Origin of the sequence: Streptomyces sp. NPDC057950 (assembly GCF_042887295.1) — a bacterium.
In the GTDB taxonomy this organism is placed as follows: domain Bacteria; phylum Actinomycetota; class Actinomycetes; order Streptomycetales; family Streptomycetaceae; genus Streptomyces; species Streptomyces kaempferi.
Window position 1 is genome coordinate 242,830 of record NZ_JBHVPP010000001.1, and the last position, 19,461, is coordinate 262,290.

Here is a 19,461-nt window from a genome sequence, read left to right on the forward strand (position 1 = left end):
CGACGGTTGGAGGCACCCGCAGCGGCTTCCTCTGCAGTTGGACGAAATTCAACCTTGCCGGAACGTGTTGCTCGCGTATCAACGGGGGCACGAATTCTGACGGATCCAGACCCCTCTGTCAGCATCCACACGGTGCGAAGTCGCCACTTCTGCTGCGAATTCCCGCATTACGGGAATGGAGTCCGATCCGTATGAAGCGATTAGCCTCAGGTGTGGCACGCACGGCGGGGGCCTTGCCTTTGCGGCGTTGACCTTCGTACCCTCCGTGTCATCGGCTGGCATTCCGGGTTCCGCCGCCATCGTCACCCTGCTCGCTCTGTCGGTGAACTTCCTCAGTTCCGTCCTCACCATGAGCAACTCCACCGGAGGCACACCAGCCTTCGGCGGCACGGTGAACCCAGTCATCCACGCCGACGGTACCGTCGCCGTGGCCGCCCATCGATACCGTGGCCGTCGATGACCGGGACCGCGTCCGCGCCGACGAGTGCCTCAGGTTCGCTCCAGGCGCCGGGATCGATGACCAGCGCGCAGTCGGATACGGGCAGCGGGCATGTGCGCAGTCAGCGTCAGCGGGTGCGGATTACCAAGTACACCCATTCCTGTGTCTGGTTAGAGCACGACTGCGGTGGTGTCGGCGACCGGGATATTCATTCCTGGACGGAGTCCGGATGAGGGGATGGGTGATCGGACCGTGCGTGCGCGGAGTGCCGCCTGCTGCGACCTCATGCCTGGTACGACTACCTGAGCGCACGGGACATGGGGAAGGACACGCTGACGGCCATGGGCCTGTGGGGTGCCAAGGTCCGCCCCGGAATATGTGATTGGGACCACAAGCTGAAACTGATGGAGGAGTTCGACCTCCGCGAGAACGGTGTTTTCACTGACGTTCCTGGCACTGGCTACAAGGTGCGCTGGCTACAAGGTCTTCTACGACATTTGGTCGAACGTCCACTACGGATATGTCGGCCAGGCCGCAGGATTCGACTCCGACACACTCATCGAAGCGGCGTCCATCTCCGATCCGGTCCTCGTCGGAGAGGACGACCCGGGGGACCACATGACGATGCGGGCAGGAATCGACCTGTTCGATCAGCACAGTCCCGACCTGACTCGGTAGCAGTTCCACGCCTCCATTGTCGACCTGGCCGGGAAGATGTACGAAAAAGGGACGAACCAGGTGAAGAAGAGGCAGTGGAGTTCCTGCCCGACCCGTCTGGCGCGAGTCGGGCAAGTATCGGCGGGCGAGGGCATGTTCGCCGGGCGGATAAAGTGGCGGATCCGGTGACTGAGGTACTCGACAGTTCTGCGGGGGATGTATGGGTGAACGACGGTTTCACGGATGTCTCGGCGCGGTGGTGGGGCTTGCTCTCGCGCTGCTCACCGCCATGCTTCTCGGTAGAGCGCTGAGTGCCTGTGGCGGCGGCGTCAACAATGCGGCGAACAGCACCTTCCTCATCTTCCTCTTTATTCCGTTCCTTTGGGGTCCTCTGGTCCTGAGTTGGGTGCTGGTGGGCGTTCTCCTGGGGAAACGACCTCTCCTTCACGCCCTCGCCCTCGTGGTGGTACTCCTCACCCTGTGCCGGGGTGCCGTCTCCCTCTTCTGGAGCGGTTCCACCTATGAATGCCCCAGCGGCGCACCCTCGTGGTGGCCGGGGTTCCTCCCCGCTCCCGGATTCTGAGCGGAGCTCATTTCCCGCGCGGTGAACGGCGCGACGACCCTTCCTCATCCTTCGGGACGGGAAGGTGCCGTCCGAGTGGGCGCGGTTGACGCGCTACTGAAATTGAATGCGTGATGTCGGCCAGCCAGAGGCGACCTCAGAGACGCGGCTCGAGGTCCGCTCGGCGGGGTGGGCGTTGCCCATAGGGTTGGGCTGTCAGGCCCTCGTGTCGTCCGTGTCGTCTGTGGCTGGAAGAAACCGTGACCATCGCCGCTCGTCTCGTCACCACCATCACAGCTCCGCTGGACCCCGCGTCGGCAGATGCCCCGCAGTTGGTGTGCTGGCCGAACCGCACGCTCCTGGTGCAGCGTGGCGACGCTGAGGTGGTGGCGCTCGATGTTGATGAGCCTGACGCTGGTCGAGGCTCTGAGATCCGCTTCCCGGCGCCCTGGCCTCGTCGTTTTGGGACAGTGACCGTGTCACCGGAACGGGATGCGGCGGTGTTCGCCGGCGTCCACGCAGCACGGTCGGTGGAGGCGACCGGTGCGACGCGGTGGGAAATGCGGCACGGCTGCTGGGGCGGCTGTCCGGTGCTGCATGCGTCGTTCGACGAGTACGCGGACGACAGGGGCCACTTCTATGCTGACAGCGGCTCGGCCGCCGTCAGTGCAGACGGCAAGCTCGTCTGGGCACACGTCCGCGGGCCGCTGGCCAGTGACGGGAACGCGGAGGACGACCAGGAACTGTGGGTGGTTCTGGACGCCGTAGCCGGAAGGGGCGTGGGACGTATGACCACCGGGACCGTGGCCTCCAGCTCCCTGCACACGTCGCACTCGGACCCTTCACAGATGGGGCTGAGCCTGGGTGAAGGCGAAGAAGGGTCGCCCGTGCTGTGGGGACGGTGGGACGGGCAGCAGTTGACCGCCGAGCAGATTGGCATCGAGCGGATCCTCCTCGCGGTGAGCCCGTCTGGTCGACGGCTCCTGACTGTTCCCGTCGGGCAGTGGTCGCTCTCGCTCCACCAACTGGAGCACGGCTCGAAGGTCATACGGAAACTGGACGCCGCGGACGCCGTGCCCGCGCACCCGCGGAACGCCGGCACCGACAGGGTCTACTGGGACTTCGAAGCCGCCTTCGTGGACGAGGGCAGCGCCGTTGCCGGCACCTCCGAATGCGATGCCCGGTATGGACCGGTCCGTCACTGGCTGGTCGACGTAAACGGAATGGACCTGCTCGGCGAACTCTCCTATCCCCTCCCAGTCTCGGGGCCTGCGCGCACAGCTGGGGGCGGCAGGTGGTACACGATCTCGAAGGACAGGACTTCCCTGCACCTGTGGGAGCTGGGTCAGGAGAACTGACGTGGGGCGGGTGACGCCTGCGCCATTAGCCCGACGTCCCCTGCTGACACCCAGTAGTCCTGGGGTGTGAGATACGCGCGGGGCGGAGGGCTGACCGACGCCGAGAGGGGCAAGCGGGAGCGATTGCGGCTTCAGGCCGTGGAACGCTTCGAGACCGGGCAGAAGAACGCGGAGGTCGCTGCCGCGCTGCGGGTGAGTGTCCGGTCAGCGGAGCGATGGCGCCGGGCCTGGCGCGAGCACGGCGAGGCGGGGCTGCTGTCGAAGGGCTCGCCGGGAAGGTCGAAACTCAGCAAGCCCCAGGTCACCCGGCTGGAGCGGAAGTTGGAGCGCGGTCCGCTCGCTCAGGGCTGGGCGGACCAGCGATGGACGCTGGCACGAATCAGGACGCTGATCGGCCGGCTCTTCCACGTCTCCTACACGGTCGAGGGCGCCTGGCAGCTGCTCAAGCGTCACGGTTGGTCACGGCAGCAGCCTGCCCGCCGAGCCATCGAGCGCGATGACGAGGCGGTCGAGGTCTGGAAGAAGGAGACCTGGCCGCGGGTAGGAGTAATGCGGCGGAGCGCGGGGCCTGGATCGTCTTTGAGGACGAGGCCGGGCAATCGCTGACTCCGCCGCGCGCCAGGACCTGGGGCAGGATCGGCCGGACCCCGGTCGTGCGGGTGAGGGGCCGCGGCTCCGGGCGGGTCTCGATGGCGGGCATGACCTGTTACAAGCCTGGTGAGCAGGCCAGGTTGATCTACGTGATCCGGGAGTACCGGGGCCGGAAGGACGAGCCGAAAGGCTTCGGCTGGCGAGACTTCCGGGATCTCATCGTCCGTGCCCGCAGCCAGCTCGGCGGCCCGATTGTGCTGGTCCGGGGCAACGTCCGCCTCCACCTGACCAGAGGCATGCGGGAGTTCATCGATGCGAACGCCGAGTGGCTCACCGTGTTCCAACTGCCCGTCTACGCACCGGACCTCAATCCCACCGAGGGCATTTGGTCGCTGGTCAAGCGAGACATCGGCAACCTTGCCGCCGCCGACCTGAGCCAGATCACCAGAGCCGTCAAACGCCAGCTCAAGCGGATCCAGTACCGCCCGACCCTCGTCGACGGCTGTCTCGCCGAGACCGGCCTGATCATGGACGACTGACCACCGACATCACGCTTTCAACTTCAGTAGCGGTGGTTTGTCAGGCCGGGCAGTGAAGATCAATGGGTCGGCACCACGCCCTTGCCGTCGATCGGGATGGTCAGAGGCATTTTGCGGGTGCACGGGGTGGGGATCTTCCTCACGTAGTAGGCGGCGATGTCGACTGCCGAGGCGACCAGCAGTTCTTCGAGATGGCCCTTGCCGAGCAGTTTGCCGCATCGTCGTTCGATCGCGGCGGTGGCCTGGTCGTATGAGCCGCGGACGGCTTCCAGGACCGCGAGGCGGGCCAGTCCTCGTGAGTGTCGGCCGGCGGGCAGTGACAGTTTCTCGTCCGCCGGGTGCGCGTTGGCAACGCCTCGGCCGCGGTGGGCGATCAGGGTCACCCGAACCGAACCGAACACGCAGGTCAGCAGGCGGCAGTGACCGGTCTCCCGCCAGGTCCGCGGCTGTCCTTCCGGACCGAGTACCGGCGGCCGCTGTCCGGTGGCGTTGGTGTGGTGCTCGACGCGCATCCGGGCGATGAAGAGCGGGTTGTGCCGGTCGAGGGCGGTCATTCCTGCGGTGGTGCGCAGCGCCAGCCGGTCGGACGACCTTGCACCCGAGAGGATCTCAGGACGGGAGGCTGCGCTCAGACGCCATCCTGCGGTTGGACGACGACCTGCCCTCGCATGTGGTCGCTCCCGTGCTCCACCACAACCGGCAGCGAGATCCGGGGCACTGTGTATGGGGGATGGGACTCCACGTCCGCCCAACTCCCGAAGGGCTGACCGACGAGCCCACGCAAGTGGGACCTTCCGTGCCGAGCGCGCCGGATGTAGGACGTGGCCGGCCCCCTCGGTGCTCTTCAGTCCTGTGCTTTTTCCATGGAGAGTCGAGCAGTTGCGGTGTCCTCGCCCAGCTCCGTGGTGGATTTCAGATGCGTGCGCAACCACTGCTCGGTGTTGTTCACGTGCAACAGCGCCGCGGCATGTGCCAGCGTGACGTCCCCTGAGGCCAGGGCGGCGTAGATCGCCTCGTGTTCGGCGAGCGTGCGACTGGCGGCTCGGGCGTCCACCAGTCCGCGCCAGATGCGGGCGCGCAGGGTGCGGCCGGAAATGCCCTCAAGGAGGGTGATCAACGATTCGTTGCCGGTGACGGAGACGATGGCGCGGTGGAACGCGACGTCGTGGGCGTTCAGCCGCTCCACGTCCTCGCGTGCCTCCCGCATCGCGTCCAAATGTCTTTTCACCTGGGCAAGACCGTCGGCGGACATCCGGGAGACTGCCAAAGCGGTGGCAGTGGGTTCGAGCAGGCGCCGGACCTCCATGAGGTCCAGTACGGCGTCCGGATCGCCCTGGAGCAGTTCTACCGCGCCGCCCAGTCCCTCCAGGAGCAGGCTCGGTTGGAGGCTCGTGACGTAGGTACCGTCTCCCCGTTTCACTTCGAGCACCCGCGCTACGGCCAGTGCCTTGACAGCCTCGCGGGCGAGGTTGCGGGACAACCCCAGCTGGGCCGCCAATTCCTGCTCGGGAGGCAGCTTGGAGCCGGGCGGGAGGGCTCCCGAGGCGATGAGCTGCCGAATCTGCGCGATCGCCTTGTCAGTCAGAGACAACGGTGATGCCTCCCTTGAATGCCGTCACCGATCGGAACACTACCGTCGGCGCCGCCCGCAGCGGGTACGTCGGGCCTGATCAGCCCCTGGGACCGCAGGTCGTCCCAGAGTGCCTGGGGCACGGCACTGCGCTGGAGGTCCGCGTTGCGTTCGACCTGCTCGCGGGTGCGCATGCCGAGGGTGACGTTGACGGTGCTGGGGTGGGTGGTGGGGAACGCGATGGCGGCGGCGGGGAGGGTGGTGCCGTGTTGTTTGCAGATTTCGGCGATGGCCCGGGCGCGGGCGACGAGGGCGGGTGGGGCGTCCTGGTAGTCGTACTTCAGGCCCGCTGCGGGCAGGTCGCTGGAGAGGAGGCCGGAGTTGAAGACGCCGACGGCGACGACGCTCTTGCCGGTGTCCTGGGCGTCGGGCAGGACGTCGTCGAGGGCGGTCTGGTCGAGGAGGGTGTAGCGGCCGGCGAGCATGACCAGGTCGGCGGCGGTCTCGCGCAGGAAGCGGGCGAGCATCGCCGACTGGTTCATGCCGGTGCCGATGGCGCCGACGACTCCTTGGTCGCGCAGGTCGGCGAGGGCGGGCATGGCCTCGTCGGCGGCTGGTTGCCAGTGGTCCTCGGGGTCGTGCAGGTAGACGATGTCGAGTCGGTCGAGGCCGGTGCGCTCCAGGGTGGCCTCGATGGAACGCAGGACGCCGTCGCGGCTGAAGTCCCATTGGCGGCGCAGGTCGTCGCGGACGACGAAGCCCTCGCTGTCGACGCCCCGAGGGTGTTCGTTGGGGACGAGGAGGCGCCCGACCTTGGAGGAGACGATGTACTCGTCGCGGGGGCGGCCTCGCAGGGCGGCTCCGAGACGGCGTTCGGACAGGCCGAGCCCGTAGTGGGGGGCGGTGTCGAAGTAGCGGATGCCCGCGTCCCAGGCGGCGTCGACGGCGGCCGACGCGTCCTCGGGCGGGGTGACCCTGAAGAGGTTGCCGATCACGGAGGCGCCGAAGCCGAGTTCGGTCAGTTCGATGCGGGTGTCGTGGATCTTCCGGCGTTGCAAGATGTCCTTCTCAGGGGTGCCGTTGGCGAGCGGTCAGCGTGTGACGGCGGCCGAGCCGTCGGTCATGAGGGCCTCGACCTCGGTGAGGGTGGCCATGGAGACGTCGCCCCGAGTTGTCATGGTGAGGGCGCCGTGCGCGGTTCCATAGGCGTGCGCCCCCTTCAAGCAGGCCGTCGTCCAACCGCCCGCTCGGCGGTCGTCGCCGGTGAGCAGGCAGTGGATGAGTCCGGCGGCGAAGCCGTCGCCGGAGCCGAGCGGTCCAGGACTTGCAGGCCCGGCATCCGGAGGCCGGTGACCGGGCCGGTCCGGGGTGACCAGGCGGCCGAAGCCCAGTCGTTGACACCGGCCGAGGGCACCTCGCGCAGGGTCGTCGCCAGCACCCTGGCCGACGGGAGGAGGCCGGCGACCTCGGTGAGCGCGTCGGCGGCATGACCTCTCCCAGGGCGATCGCCTCGGCGCCATGACCGCGCCTGCTCACGCCGCACTCCGTGCCACGGCCCCGGCGGTCAGTCGCCGGATCTCCGGGTACTCGCCGCGCTCCAGATGTCCGGCCGTCGCCATCCAACTGTCGCCGACGGTCATGACGGCGGGGTGGGCGAGGTAGCCGGACATACGGGCGTGGCCGAATCCGCCCGTGGGAACGGAGCACACCTGGGTGAACGGCGCTGCCGGGGATTTGAGCACTGGCACCGCCGCCGAGTGCCTCGGCCGGGAACCGTTTGACGAGTTGATTCCGCCTCGCAGGACCCGCAGCAGTTCGGTGGCGGTGACGATGCGGGTAAGGATCGCTACGCCCAACACTCGGCATTTGGCGACCACGGCGGGGTCGAATCCGGGCGACGCGACGAAGCGTGCGCCGGCGGCTACGGCCCGCTCGGCCTGCTCCGGTGTGAGTACCGTGCCCGCGCCGGCGGTCAGCCCGCCGTGCGCCGCCATGGCCTTCAGCGCCTGCTCGACCTCTGGTGTACGGAAGGTGACCTCGGCACACCGCGCACCGCCCCGTACGAGTACTTCCGCGAGCGGACCGGCCATGGTCGCGCGGAGCACGGTCAGTACCGGCAGGATCCGGGCGCCCGGCAACGACGCCAGACTGGTGCTCATCGGCCCAGCCATCCGCCGTCGACGGGCAGGACGGTGCCGTGGACGTAGGCGGCGGCGTCGGAGGCGAGGAAGACGGTGGCGCCGGTGAGGTCGTCGGCGGTGCCCCAGCGTCCGGCCGGTATGCGGCTGAGGATCGCGCGGCTGCGTATCGGATTGACTCGCAGCTCCTGTGTGTTGTCGGTGGCGATGTAGCCGGGGGCGATGGCGTTGACGTTGACGCCGTGGGGGGCCCATTCGTTGGCGAAGGCTTTGGTGAGTCCGGTGATGCCGTGTTTGGCGGCGGTGTAGCCGGGGACGTTGATGCCCCCCTGGAAGCTGAGCAGGGACGCCGTGAAGATGACCTTTCCCCGGCCGCGGGCCACCATCGCCGCGCCGACCGCGCGGGTCAGTGCGAACTGGGCGCTGAGGTTGACCTGGAGAACCAACTCCCAGTCGGCGTCGGTGTGTTCGACGGCCGGGGCGCGGCGGATGGTGCCCGCGTTGTTGACCAGGATGTCGACTGGCCGCTTGCGTCCCGCGAGGTCGGCGCCGAGGGCACTTACGGCCTCGGGGTCGGCGAAGTCGGTGCGGATCGCCTCGAAGGAGCGTCCGGCGGCGACGACGTCCTTCTCCACGTGGCTGCCGGACTTCTCCAGGTTCGCGCTGACGCCGATGACATCCGCACCGGCCTCGGCGAGCGCGCGGGCCATGGCCCTTCCGATGCCGCGTCGGGCGCCGGTGACGGCCGCCAGCTTGCCGGTCAGGTCGAAGATCTTCACGCCTGATCTCCCCGCTGCTCGTCGCCGCACTCCACGAGGATCTTCATCACGTCGCCGGCCGCCTCCAGCGCCTCGAACGCGGAGGGCGCCTCGGCCAGCGACACCACCTTACTGATCAGGCGTTCGGCGGGGATGGTCCCGTCGGCCACCAGGGATACCGCCTGCTCGAAGTCGGAGCGGTCATACAACCGGGCGCCGACAAGGGTGAGTTCGCGCCAGAAGAAGCGGTGCAGGTTGATCTCGCGTGGCTTGGGGTGGATCGCGACCAGGCACAGTCGGCCCCGCACGCCGAGTACCTCGACCGCGGTGTCCACCCCGCCCGCCGCGCCAGAGACCTCGAACGCGACATCGGCGCCGGCGTCGCCGGTCCAGTCCCGTACGAGGTCGGGCACGTCGACGTCGGCCGGATCCCAGGCGATCAGCCCCAACTGTTCGGCCAGCAGGCGCCGGTGGGCGCTGAGCTCCACCACTCGGACGTCGGCCCCCGTGGCCCGCCCGACCAGCGCGATGAGGACACCGACGGGCCCACCGCCGACCACGACCATCTTCTCGCCGTCGCGGACGCCGGCCCGGCCGACGTCGTGCACGGCCACTGCCGTCGGTTCGACGAGCGCGGCCCGGTCCAGGGGGAGCGAGCCGGGCAGCCGGACGAGGGTGGCGGCGGGCACGGTCCACCGCTGCTGCATCGCGCCCGGCGAGTCGATTCCGATGAAGTCGAGGTTCCGGCAGATGTGCTGGTGCCCGGAGCGGCAGGCGGGGCAGCTGTCGTCCCAGCGCAGCGGCATCACGGTCACCGCGTCACCGGGCCGCCAGCCCTCGACGTCCGGGCCGACGCGTACGACACGGCCGGACATCTCGTGCCCGAGGACGGCGGGTGTGCTCACGCGGGCGTCCATGTCGCCGTGGAAGATGTGCAGATCGGTGCCGCAGATGCCGACGTAGGCGGGGGCCAGTTCCACTTCGCCCGGTCCAGGGGCGGAGGTCTCGATGGGTGCGATGTCCAGCGTGCGGGCTGAGGTGTAGCGGACTGCGAGTGTCATCGTGGGGTCAGGGTCCCTTCCGCGCGGACACCGATGGTCAGCAGCAGGTTGGTGTAGGTACGGATGTCGGCGGTGACGACGGCCGGCGCGAGGTCCGGGGAGCGGGCTGCGTCGTAGAACTCGAAGCGGCCGAGTGCCTCGACGGGGACGGGTGCCGGCCGGGAGCGGTGTTCGGCGATGGCCGGCGATTCCGGTTCGCCTTCGGGCGGCACCATCACGTGGGCCGACTCGACGGGCAGGGCAGGCAGCAGGACGTCAAGGACGGTGGTGACGTCGAGCAGGCCGGGGGCCAGGTTGAGGTGCACGGTTCGTGTGTGTTCTCCGGTGGTGGTGCTCGCGGGGCAGTGACCGTCGGCGAGCAGGACGCGGGCCCCGTGGCCGGCTCCGGCGAGGGCATGAAGGATGCCCGGGTGCAACAGGTCGGTCAGGAGCACGGTGTCCCTTCTTTGCTGTCGTTGCCGGGAGAGCGCAGGCGGTAGAAGGCGGAAGCGGTCTCGGCGAGGACCGCCGCGGTCTCTGCGGCGGAGCAGCCGTCGAGCAGTTCCTCGACGGTGGCGGCCCAGCGATTCCAACCGCCCGCGAGGACACAGACCGGCCAGTCGGAGCCGAACATCAGCCGGTCGGGGCCGAAGGCATCCAGCAGGACGTCCCAGACCGGCCGGATGTCGTCCAGCGTCCACTTCTCGTGGTCGGCCTCGGTGACCAGGCCGGACACCTTGCACCGGGCCTGGGGGTGCGCGGCCAGCCGCCGTACGTCCTGCTCCCATCCGTCCAGCGCGCGCTCGGCGACGGGCGGCTTGCCGGCATGGTCCAGGACCAGCGGCAGTTGGGGCAGACGCTCGGCCAGCTGGATCGCCTGTTGGAGTTGGTGGCTGCGGACGAGTACGTCGTACGCGAGTCCCCGTTCGGCCACCGCCCGCAACCCCCGCTCCACCACAGGGCGTTGCAGCCATCCTGGGTCCGGCTCGTCCTGTACGAGGTGTCGCACAGCCCGCAGGTGACGGCCTCCGGGGCCGGCGCGGAGTTCGTCGAGTACGTCGCCGACGGCGGGTGAGGACAGATCCGCCCAGCCGACGACGGCACCGATCAGGCTGTCGTCGTCGGCCAGGGCGAGGAGTTCCCGTGTCTCGGCGACGGATGCCACGCACTGGACGACCACCGTGCTCGCGAGTCGTCGGTCGGCGATCGTCCGGGTCGCGGAGGCACGCAGGACGTCTGGGCCGAAGCTACGTCGGAGGGGTTCGTGCCCCGACGCCTCCAGCCAGGGCTGCGGGCGGCGGTCCAGGTTCCACGCGTGGTGGTGGGCGTCGATCAGGCCCTCGTTCTCAGACACGGGTGGACCAGACCGGGCCGTCGGGGTACGTGTACTCCTTGAGGGATTCGGTGCGCATCTCCGCGCTCAGGCCGGGCAGTTCCGGTGCGAGGTAGTGGCCGTCGGTGAGGCGGACCGGGTCGACGAAGTGTTCGTGCAGGTGGTCGACGTACTCGATGACGCGGTCCTCGACCGTGCCGGAGACGGCGATGTAGTCGAACATCGACAGGTGCTGGACCATCTCGCAGAGGCCGACACCGCCCGCGTGCGGGCAGACTGGTACGCCGAACTTCGCGGCGAGCAGCAGGATGGCGATGTTCTCGTTGACGCCGCCGACCCGTGCGGAGTCGATCTGGACGATGTCCACGGCTTCTGCCTGGAGCAGTTGTTTGAAGACGACGCGGTTGGCGATGTGCTCCCCGGTGGCGACCTTGATGGGGCTCAGTGCCTTGCGGACGGCGGCGTGGCCGAGGATGTCGTCGGGGGAGGTGGGCTCTTCGATCCAGTACGGGGTGTAGGGGGCCAGTGCGCGCATCCAGTCGATGGCGGGCTGGACGTCCCATCTCTGGTTGGCGTCCACAGCGATGCGGATCGCGTCGCCGACCGTCTCACGGGCCGTACGCATGCGCCGTATGTCGTCCTCAAGGTCTGCGCCGACCTTCAACTTGATCTGGGTGAAGCCGTCCGAGACGGCCTCGCGGGACAGGCGGGCCAGTTTCTCGTCGGAGTACCCGAGCCAGCCGGGGGTGGTGGTGTAGGCGGGGTAGCCGCGTTCCAGGAGGTTGGCGATCCGCTCCTGGCGGCCCGGTTCGGCGCGGCGCAGGATGTCCAGTGCGTCCTCGGGGGTGAGGGCGTCGCTGAGCCAGCGGAAGTCGACCTGCGCGACCAGCTCTTCGGGCGACATCTCGCCGAGGAAGCGCCAGACGGGCTTGCCGGCCCGCTTCGCGGCGAGGTCCCAGGCGGCGTTGACGACCGCGCCGGTGGCCATGTGGATGGCGCCCTTCTCCGGTCCCAGCCAGCGCAGTTGGGGATCGTGGACCAGGGAGCGGGAGAACGCGCCGAGGTCGGCACAGACCTCTTCGACGGACAGGCCCACCACATAGGGGGCGAGGGCGGCGATGGCGGCGGCCTGCACATCGTTGCCGCGGCCGGTGGTGAAGGCCAGGGCGTGGCCCTCCAGTTCGTCGATGTCGTCGGTGCGCAGGACGACATAAGCCGCCGAGTAGTCGGGTTCGGGGTTCATCGCATCCGAACCGTCCAGGTGCTCGGAGGTCGGGAACCGTACGTCCAGGACGTCCAGGGCGGTGATACGGGCGGATGCGGACACGGCTGAGGACATGGCGGCAACTCCTGTGGGAACAGGGCGGGTTACGACCCCTGCGACGAGACGACGGGCACGGCGAAGGAGGGGAGTGGGGCGGCCGGCGGGGGCCCCGGGTCACTCCTGGACCTTGCCGCCCGTGATACGAGAGATGGTCAGCGCCATCAGGATGATCAGGCCGTTGAGAGCGCCGATCCACTGGGCGGGGACGCCTCCCAGGGTGAGCACGTTCTGGATCATGAAGAGGAGCAGGATGCCGCTGAAGGCTCCGAACATGGTGCCCTTGCCGCCGTTGAGGCTGATCCCGCCGATGACGGCTGCGGCCATGACGGTGAAGATATAGCCGTTGCCCTGCGCGGAGGCGACGGAGGCCAGCCGTCCGGACAGCAGAAGCCCGGCGAGGGCGGCCAGCACGCTGCCGGTGACGATGACGATCCACATCACCCGGTCGGTGCGGACGCCGGCCGCCTTGGCCGCGTCGACGTTGCCGCCGATGGCGTACAGCGAGCGGCCGAAGCTGGTCCAGCCGAGGACGACGATGGCGACGGCGAACAGCGCGAGGCAGATCCAGATCGACGCGGGCATGCCGAGCCACTCGGTGGTGCCCAGGTAGAGCATGGACTGGGGCAGTTGGAAGAAGGTCTGGCCGCCGGAGATGCCGGTCAGGACGCCGCGCAGAACGATCAGCATACCGAGCGTGACGATGAAGCCGTTGAGCCCGAAACGGATGATCAGCAGTGAGTTGATCACGCCGACGATCGCGCCCACGGCGAGCGTGACCGGGATCGCCCAGCCGCCGGGGAGCAGCCCGAGGCCGTGACCCGCGCCGGTGGGTACCACCAACCAGGCCGCGACACCGGGGGCCAGGCCCATGGTGGACTCCAGGGACAGGTCCATCTTCTTGACGATCAGGATCATCGTCTGGGCGAGGACCAGCAGAGCCATCTCGGACATGGTCTGCAGGACGTTGATGAGGTTGTCCGGCTGAAGGAACACCGGGCTGACGACCTGGCCGACGATCGCGATGACCACGATCGCCGGGACCAGGGCGAGGTCACGCAGCCGGGCCACCGGTACGCGGCCACCGAACAGCGCCGTCCGCTTGGCCGTCGGCTCGGCGGCCTGCTGGGCGGCCGTGTCCGCGAGGACGGTTTCAGGCATCGAGATCCACTCCTTCCATCGCGGCCACGAGGTCGTGGTCGTGCCAGCCGCGGGCGATCTCATGGGTCACTCGGCCCTGGAACATCACCAGGATCCGGTCGCACATGCGCAGGTCGTCCAGTTCGTCGGAGGCGATGAGCACTCCGGTGCCGGTGTCCGCGGTCTCCTCCACCTTGTCGAGGAGGAACTCCTTGGAGCGCACGTCCACACCCGCGGTCGGGTTGATCAGGACAAGCAGCCGAGGGTCGTCGGCCAGGGCGCGTGCCATGACGACCTTCTGCTGGTTGCCCCCCGACAGAGCGGAGACGGGCAGGTCGGGGCCGGGCGTCTTGATCGCCAGGTTCTCGATCATGGCCGCGGCGAGCCGGTCGCGCCGGGTGCGGCTGAGGAACCCGTTCCTGCTGAGCTTGCGCGGCACGGACAACGTGGCGTTGTCCGCGATCGACATTGCGGGCACGAAGCCCTGGTGATGCCGGTCCTGTGGAACGAACCCGGCGCCGGCCGCGAGCGCTGCCGGTACGCTACCCGGACGTGGACGGCTGCCCGCTATCTCCACAGCGCCGCTCTCCGCGGTCCGTAGTCCCACGACGGTCTCGGCCACTTCGGTACGACCGCTGCCCGCGGCCCCGGCGAGGCCGACGATCTCCCCGGCCGCGATCTGAAAGGTGACGTCCCCGTAGGCGCCGCTCTTCAGGTCGCGCACGCTCAGCGCGGCCGGGACACGGGTGTCGAGGCTGCTCGCCCTGTCCTCGCGTGCGTCGGCCGCCGCCTCGCCGGTCATCGCGGCGACCAACTCCGTGTGGGGAAGGTCGGCGACCGGGGCGGTCAGGATGTGCCGGGCGTCGCGGAACACCGTCACCATGTCGCAGATCTCGTAAACCTCCCCGAGGTGGTGGCTGATGAAGAGGAAGGTCACGTCCTGCTGTTGCAGGTCGCGGATACGGTCGAAGAGCCGGCTGATGGCCGCCGCGTCGAGCTGGGCGGTCGGCTCGTCGAGAATGATGAAGCGTGCCCCGAAGGACAACGCGCGGGCGATCTCGATGAACTGCCGTTGCTCCACGTCGAGATCGCCGGCCAGGGTCTGTGCGTCGACGTGGACGGACCAGGCCTCCAGCAGTTCCTGGGCGCGTCGACGCAGGCTCTGCCAGCTGATGAGCCCGGCAGGGCCGTGCTGGTGCCGGTTCAGGAAGAGGTTCTCGGCGACGGTCAGGGTGGGGATGATCGTCGACTTCTGGTAGACGCAGGCCACGTTGCGGCGCCAGGCGTCGCGGTCCGTGAGCCGGGGGGCCGGCCGGCCGCCGAAGGTGACCGTTCCCTCGTCCGGGGCCTGCAGTCCGGTCAGGACGGACACCAGGGTGGACTTGCCGGCTCCGTTGCGGCCGACGAGAGCGTGGGTCTCGCCGGGCCTGATGGTGATTCGGGCGGCGTCGAGAGCAACCGTCTGTCCGAACCGTTTGACGATGCCCGCCGCCTCGACGACGGGCGGGTGAGTGGGACCCCGAGTGGTGTCCCGCGGCGCGGGCCCGTGGATGACAGCTCGCTCCTCGTCGTTCATGCCGACCGCCTTGTTCGGGTGAGTCGCTGCTGGTCCGACACGGCGTCAGCCGAGGTTGTTGCCCCAGAGGGACGTGTCGTCGCTCTTGACGCTGGCCACGCCGCCGTAGGTGCCGCCGTCCGCGGTGACGAGCGGGGCGGAGAGCTGGTCCTCCAGCAGGCCCTCGCGGACCTGGATGATGGTGCTGTCGTGGTCGGTCTTGCCGGGCTTGAAGCTCTTCCCGTCGATCGCGGCCTTCAGGTAGTACAGGGCGTATTTGGCGTAGAGGTCGGCCGGCTGGGAGACGGTGGCGTCGATCTTCCCGGCGGCGATGTCCTTGAGTTCCTCGGGAATGCCGTCATTGGAGACGACGAACACGTGCTTCTTGTCCTGCGGGCCGACCAACAGGCCCTTTTGCTTGAGGACTTGGAGCGTGCTGGCGAGGGCGAAGCTGGACTCCATGTAGACGCCCTTGATGTCCGGGTGGGCCGTCAGGTCCGTCTGCAGCTTCTGTGCGGCGACGGCGCCTTCCCAGTTCGTGGCCTCGCCGAACACCTTGATGTCCGGGTAGTTCTTCTTCATGCACTCGTTGAACGCCTCGGTACGATCACGGCCGTTGATGGAGTCGAGACCGCCCTCCAGCATCACGACCTTGCCCTTGCCGTCCAGCTTGGTGCCCAGGTACTGACACGCCTTCTCGCCGTACGCCCGGTTGTCGGCCCGCACCACCATGAAGACCTTGCCGCTGTCGGGGCGGGTGTCCACGGTCACGACCGGGATCTTCTTCGCCTCCAGCTGCGCCAGTGTCGGCGCGATGGCGGCGGTGTCCTGCGGTGCCATGGCTATGCCCTTGACGCCCTGGCTGATGAACGTCAGTGCGTTGGAAGCGAGTTTGGCAATGTCGTTCTGCGAGTTGGTGGTCTTCAGGGAGAGGTCGAGCTGCTTGGCGTAGTCCGGCGTGTACTTGATGTACGAGTTCCAGAAGTCGGTGTCGGAGCGCGGGTAGTCGACGCCGACCAGCGGCTTGCCGTCCGACGACGCGGCTGTGCCCGAGCCTCCGCCGCAGGCGGTGATCAGCACGAGCGCGGAGGCCGTCGAGACGGCGGTGACCAGCGTGCTTCTGAGTCTCATGGGTGCTCCTTTCTGGATGGCTCCGAATCTGTGGGGACATGTTTCGCGGGTGTGAGCACTCTGTGCCGGCGCGTCCCCTCGGGAGATGGGATGTTTATAGAGGCTTCATCAGGCCGGTGTCCAGATGCATGCGCAAGGTGATCGGAACAGTCCAGTTCAGGCTGGTGCTGATTTGATCCCGCGTGGTCGGGGAGGGCTATCCATCCCATCTCTCGGGGGAAGCCCGAGGTGTGGTTGTCGCGCGTGAGTCGACTTGCCCCGAGTGAGACATGGGATGCATGTCCAGTGGCAAGTCTGACAAAAGGGATGTTTGAAGCCTGTGGTCACGGAGGAAGCGATTTTCATCCCAGCGAGACGGTTGACACGGTCCGGTTGTGTGCAAGAAATTCATGGCTGACATCAGCCAATAACGCGAACGCCCGCCAGGCAGGCCGCAGTTGTCGGGACGGGCGACCCCGAGTGCCCCATGGGGAGGTCAGGGGCACCCCACGCCGTCACCACCGCCACGCACGGGTGGGACATCCCTGTCCTCGTACGTACCGATGCCCCCGAGGCGCCTCGCCTGGTGCCGGACACGCGTGTGCCCAGGCGTAACGTTTTCGGATCCGCGGGTGCTGCGGCGTGCCCTGTACTCGTGGGCAATCAACAAGAAAGCCTGGCAGCGCGAACCAGCCGAGGAGTGGTTCCACGCGCTGGACTGGATGAAGCGGAACTCTCTGCCGGTCAGTGCCCTCGCGGAAGCCGACGTTGTGAGGCGGGCACTCGATGGGATGTGCCACAAACCGGATGGCAAAGCGGCTGCGGCTACGACAGCCCGACGCAACAGGGCTGCGTTCAACGAGGTTCTCAACACTGCCGTGGAGAAGGGGGTACTTCGCGGAGAATCCCCTCAAGGGGCTCCGGTGGCAAGCGCCAGCAGTCAATGAGGAGGTGGATCCGGCCGCCGTTCCCGATCCGCCCCGGGTGCTTCAGCTACTCGAGGCCGTTGCACGCCGGCGGGGGCGTGGCCCTCCCCCTGAAGCATTCTTCGGTTGCATGTACTTCGCGGCCATGCGGCCGGCTGAGGTCATCCACCTTCGGATCGATCAATGCCACTTGCCGAAGACGGGATGGGGGATGCTGAACCTCTCGGACGGGGTTGTCACGTCTGGCAAGGAGCGGACCGACGACGGTGAGGTGCACGAGGTGCCCTCGCTCAAGCGTCGCGCGGCAAGCGCGACGCGGCCTGTTCCCATCCCGCCGCAGTTCGTACGCATGCTGCGTGCCCATGTGAATCGGTTCGACGTGGCACCTGACGGTCGACTTTTCCGGAACCAGGCTGGCGACTACGTGGACGCTGCGGCTTACGGCATCACGTGGGCGCGAGCCCGGGAATACGCCCTGACTCGTACCGGGCGCACTTCTCGCCTGACCAAGCGGCCTTACGACCCCCGGCACGCCGGGATCTCGTTCTGGCTCTACTCCGGAGTGGACCCGGCCGAGTGCGCCCGCCGCGCCGGCCAGAGCATCGAGGTTCTCTTTCGCCACTACGACAAGTTCGTTGACGGCCTTCGAGAGCAGGCGAAGCGTCTCATCGAGCAGTCCATGAACGAGTGACAGCGCGTCAGCCAAGGTGACTTACCCGAGGGCTGAACCGGGGATTTGGTCCGTGACTGGTCCGGAAGCGCTGGTCATGAGGGGTGCAGTCGTGGGAGGAATCAGGAGCTGGCGCGCAAGCCGGGCTCGGTCGAGAGTGCTTTGAGCGAAGGGCGCCTGACGGGTGAAAACCCACGTCAGGCGCCTTCTCGCATGTGTCTAGAAGAAGCCCAGCTTCTTCGGCGAGTACGACACCAGGAGGTTCTTGGTCTGCTGGTAGTGCTCCAGCATCATCTTGTGCGTCTCCCGACCGATGCCGGACTGCTTGTAGCCGCCGAACGCCGCGTGCGCGGGGTAGGCGTGGTAGCAGTTCGTCCACACCCGACCCGCCTGGATCGCGCGGCCCGCGCGATAGGCGGTGTTGATGTCGCGCGTCCACACGCCGGCCCCGAGGCCGTACAGGGTGTCGTTGGCGATCTTGATGGCGTCGTCGAAGTCGTCGAACGACGTGACCGATACGACCGGGCCGAAGATCTCCTCCTGGAAGATCCGCATACGGTTGTCGCCTTCGAAGATGGTCGGCTGGACGTAATAGCCGCCCTTCAACTCACCGTCGTACTCGACGCGTTCGCCACCGGTGCGGATCGTGGCGCCCTCCTGCCGGCCGATGTCCAGGTAGGAGAGGATCTTCTCCAGCTGGTCGTTGGAGGCCTGCGCGCCGATCATCGTGTCGGTGTCGAGCGGGTGCCCCGGCTTGATCAGCTCGGTGCGGGCGACCGCCGCCTCCATGAACTCGCCGTAGTTCCCGCGCTGGACGAGCGCGCGCGACGGACAGGTGCACACCTCGCCCTGGTTGAGCGCGAACATCGTGAAGCCCTCGAGCGCCTTGTCCCGGAAGTCGTCGTTCTGGGACCAGACGTCGTCGAAGAAGATGTTCGGCGACTTGCCGCCCAGCTCCAAGGTGACCGGCTTGATGTTCTCGGAGGCGTACTGCATGATCAGCCGCCCCGTCGTGGTCTCGCCGGTGAACGCCACCTTCGCCACCCGCGGACTGGACGCGAGGGGCTTGCCCGCCTCCACACCGAAGCCGTTGACGATGTTCACGACGCCCGGCGGCAGCAGATCCGCGATCAGACTCATCCAGTAGTGGATGGACGCCGGGGTCTGTTCGGCGGGCTTGATGACGACCGCGTTGCCCGCCGCCAGCGCCGGCGCGAGCTTCCAGACCGCCATCAGGATGGGGAAGTTCCACGGGATGATCTGCGCGACGACACCGAGCGGCTCGTGGAAGTGGTACGCGACGGTGTCGTCGTCCACCTCGCCGAGCGAGCCCTCCTGGGCGCGGATCGCCCCCGCGAAGTACCGGAAGTGGTCGATGGCGAGCGGGATGTCGGCGGCCAGGGTCTCGCGGACCGGCTTGCCGTTCTCCCAGCTCTCGGCGACCGCCAGCTTCTCCAGGTTCGCTTCCATCCGGTCGGCGATCTTGAGCAGGATGTCGCCGCGCGCCGTGACGGAGGTCCGGCCCCAGCCGGGCGCCGCCGCGTGCGCGGCGTCCAAGGCGCGCTCCACGTCCTCGGCGGTACCCCTCGCCACCTCGGTGAACGGCTGCCCGTTGACCGGACTCGGGTTCTCGAAATACTGCCCGCGAGCCGGCGGCACGTACTCGCCGCCGATGAAGTGGTCGTAACGCGCCTGGTAGGAGACGATCGCGCCCTCGGTGCCGGGCGCCGCGTAACGGGTCATGCTGGTCTGCC

The 19,461-nt window shown here is 68.0% G+C and carries 18 protein-coding genes and 2 pseudogenes; 6 read left to right on the top strand and 14 right to left on the bottom strand.

Translation table 11 applies throughout. The features are described from left to right. The first annotated feature begins 175 nt into the window (after window positions 1-175). The 5 genes from ACFVTC_RS01155 to ACFVTC_RS01175 all read left to right on the top strand — a co-directional run bounded on the left by ACFVTC_RS01155 (window position 176) and on the right by ACFVTC_RS01175 (window position 4,146). Window positions 176-460: a hypothetical protein gene (locus ACFVTC_RS01155; protein ID WP_390122661.1), complete on the top strand. Its 285-nt coding sequence runs from the start codon at window positions 176-178 to the stop codon at window positions 458-460. Window positions 461-871: 411 nt separating this feature from the next. Then, the gene (locus ACFVTC_RS01160) at window positions 872-1,117 is read left to right on the top strand and encodes a polymorphic toxin type 44 domain-containing protein (protein WP_390122663.1); all 246 of its coding nucleotides are present in this window, start codon (window positions 872-874) and stop codon (window positions 1,115-1,117) included. A gap of 801 nt (window positions 1,118-1,918) precedes the next feature. Next, window positions 1,919-3,016 carry a hypothetical protein gene (locus tag ACFVTC_RS01165; protein WP_390122665.1) on the top strand — a complete coding sequence of 366 codons (1,098 nt, stop codon included), beginning with the start codon at window positions 1,919-1,921 and terminating at the stop codon, window positions 3,014-3,016. Between the two features lie 66 nt (window positions 3,017-3,082). Beyond that, window positions 3,083-3,622: a winged helix-turn-helix domain-containing protein gene (locus ACFVTC_RS01170; protein ID WP_390122667.1), complete on the top strand. Its 540-nt coding sequence runs from the start codon at window positions 3,083-3,085 to the stop codon at window positions 3,620-3,622. Beyond that, the gene (locus ACFVTC_RS01175) at window positions 3,619-4,146 is read left to right on the top strand and encodes a transposase (protein ID WP_390123727.1); all 528 of its coding nucleotides are present in this window, start codon (window positions 3,619-3,621) and stop codon (window positions 4,144-4,146) included. Before ACFVTC_RS01170 ends, ACFVTC_RS01175 begins: the two co-directional genes overlap by 4 nt. Before the next feature lie 71 nt (window positions 4,147-4,217). Here ACFVTC_RS01175 and ACFVTC_RS01180 read toward each other — a convergent pair. The 13 genes and pseudogenes from ACFVTC_RS01180 to ACFVTC_RS01240 all read right to left on the bottom strand — a co-directional run. Then, a pseudogene (locus ACFVTC_RS01180) lies at window positions 4,218-4,613 on the bottom strand (ISKra4 family transposase); the annotation flags it as partial. A gap of 377 nt (window positions 4,614-4,990) precedes the next feature. Next, the gene (locus ACFVTC_RS01185) at window positions 4,991-5,737 is read right to left on the bottom strand and encodes a FadR/GntR family transcriptional regulator (protein ID WP_390122669.1); all 747 of its coding nucleotides are present in this window, start codon (window positions 5,735-5,737) and stop codon (window positions 4,991-4,993) included. Further along, entirely contained in the window at window positions 5,728-6,774 is a 1,047-nt protein-coding gene (locus tag ACFVTC_RS01190) for an aldo/keto reductase (RefSeq protein ID WP_390122671.1), read from the bottom strand. The genes ACFVTC_RS01185 and ACFVTC_RS01190 overlap by 10 nt, the downstream gene beginning before the upstream one ends. 33 nt (window positions 6,775-6,807) lie before the next feature. After that, window positions 6,808-7,196 (bottom strand): annotated as a pseudogene (locus ACFVTC_RS01195) (sugar kinase); the annotation flags it as partial. Between the two features lie 52 nt (window positions 7,197-7,248). Beyond that, a complete protein-coding gene (locus ACFVTC_RS01200) occupies window positions 7,249-7,875 on the bottom strand; it encodes a bifunctional 4-hydroxy-2-oxoglutarate aldolase/2-dehydro-3-deoxy-phosphogluconate aldolase (RefSeq protein ID WP_390122673.1) in 627 nt (208 codons plus the stop codon). Beyond that, window positions 7,872-8,633, bottom strand: coding sequence for an SDR family oxidoreductase (locus ACFVTC_RS01205; protein ID WP_390122675.1), 762 nt, complete (start codon window positions 8,631-8,633; stop codon window positions 7,872-7,874). Before ACFVTC_RS01205 ends, ACFVTC_RS01200 begins: the two co-directional genes overlap by 4 nt. Next, the gene (locus ACFVTC_RS01210) at window positions 8,630-9,673 is read right to left on the bottom strand and encodes a zinc-binding dehydrogenase (protein WP_390122677.1); all 1,044 of its coding nucleotides are present in this window, start codon (window positions 9,671-9,673) and stop codon (window positions 8,630-8,632) included. Before ACFVTC_RS01210 ends, ACFVTC_RS01205 begins: the two co-directional genes overlap by 4 nt. Beyond that, on the bottom strand, window positions 9,670-10,107 hold the full coding sequence (locus tag ACFVTC_RS01215) for an RbsD/FucU domain-containing protein (protein ID WP_390122679.1): 438 nt from the start codon (window positions 10,105-10,107) through the stop codon (window positions 9,670-9,672). The genes ACFVTC_RS01210 and ACFVTC_RS01215 overlap by 4 nt, the downstream gene beginning before the upstream one ends. Continuing rightward, a complete protein-coding gene (locus ACFVTC_RS01220) occupies window positions 10,098-11,006 on the bottom strand; it encodes an amidohydrolase family protein (RefSeq protein ID WP_390122681.1) in 909 nt (302 codons plus the stop codon). The genes ACFVTC_RS01215 and ACFVTC_RS01220 overlap by 10 nt, the downstream gene beginning before the upstream one ends. Beyond that, on the bottom strand, window positions 10,999-12,324 hold the full coding sequence (locus ACFVTC_RS01225; RefSeq protein WP_390122683.1) for an L-fuconate dehydratase: 1,326 nt from the start codon (window positions 12,322-12,324) through the stop codon (window positions 10,999-11,001). Before ACFVTC_RS01225 ends, ACFVTC_RS01220 begins: the two co-directional genes overlap by 8 nt. Before the next feature lie 99 nt (window positions 12,325-12,423). Then, window positions 12,424-13,467 carry an ABC transporter permease gene (locus ACFVTC_RS01230; protein ID WP_390122685.1) on the bottom strand — a complete coding sequence of 348 codons (1,044 nt, stop codon included), beginning with the start codon at window positions 13,465-13,467 and terminating at the stop codon, window positions 12,424-12,426. Continuing rightward, window positions 13,460-15,022 (bottom strand): sugar ABC transporter ATP-binding protein, encoded by a 1,563-nt coding sequence (locus ACFVTC_RS01235; protein WP_390122687.1) that lies wholly within the window; start codon window positions 15,020-15,022, stop codon window positions 13,460-13,462. The genes ACFVTC_RS01230 and ACFVTC_RS01235 overlap by 8 nt, the downstream gene beginning before the upstream one ends. 45 nt (window positions 15,023-15,067) lie before the next feature. Beyond that, window positions 15,068-16,132, bottom strand: a complete 1,065-nt coding sequence (locus ACFVTC_RS01240; RefSeq protein WP_390122689.1) for a sugar ABC transporter substrate-binding protein — start codon at window positions 16,130-16,132, stop codon at window positions 15,068-15,070. Window positions 16,133-17,167: 1,035 nt separating this feature from the next. Between ACFVTC_RS01240 and ACFVTC_RS01245 the strand changes: the two genes are divergently transcribed. Beyond that, a complete protein-coding gene (locus ACFVTC_RS01245; RefSeq protein WP_390122691.1) occupies window positions 17,168-17,728 on the top strand; it encodes a hypothetical protein in 561 nt (186 codons plus the stop codon). A gap of 198 nt (window positions 17,729-17,926) precedes the next feature. On the opposite strand, the gene ACFVTC_RS01250 is transcribed toward ACFVTC_RS01245, so the two are convergent. Beyond that, entirely contained in the window at window positions 17,927-19,450 is a 1,524-nt protein-coding gene (locus ACFVTC_RS01250; RefSeq protein ID WP_148008068.1) for an aldehyde dehydrogenase family protein, read from the bottom strand. Window positions 19,451-19,461 lie beyond the last annotated feature (11 nt).